1 pseudogene is annotated in these 252 nt (G+C 54.4%); it reads left to right on the top strand.

The features are described from left to right. A pseudogene (locus QD208_RS17610) lies at positions 1-175 on the top strand (IS3 family transposase); the annotation flags it as partial. Positions 176-252 lie beyond the last annotated feature (77 nt).

Genomic DNA, 252 nt, shown 5'->3' with positions numbered 1-252 from the left:
AGCTGCGGCGAGTGGAAGAAGAGAAGGCAATATTAAAAAAGGCTACCGCTCTCTTGATGTCGGACTCCCTGAGCAATTCTCGATAATCGAGCGACTTGAAGAGAGCTACGCGGTGCAGCACTTGTGTCAGGTGTTTGGGGTGCATCGCAGTAGCTACCGGGCTTGGCGTGGTCGGGATAGAAGACCTTGTGAGACTGAGCAGAAGCTGCTGGATCAGGTTGTCGAGGCGCATACCGTCAGTAACGGCTCTGC

Source organism: Cobetia sp. 29-18-1, from assembly GCF_029846405.1.
Lineage (GTDB): Bacteria > Pseudomonadota > Gammaproteobacteria > Pseudomonadales > Halomonadaceae > Cobetia > Cobetia amphilecti.
The sequence above is the reverse complement of the archived record's forward strand: the minus strand, read 5'-3'. Positions and strand labels throughout refer to the sequence as shown.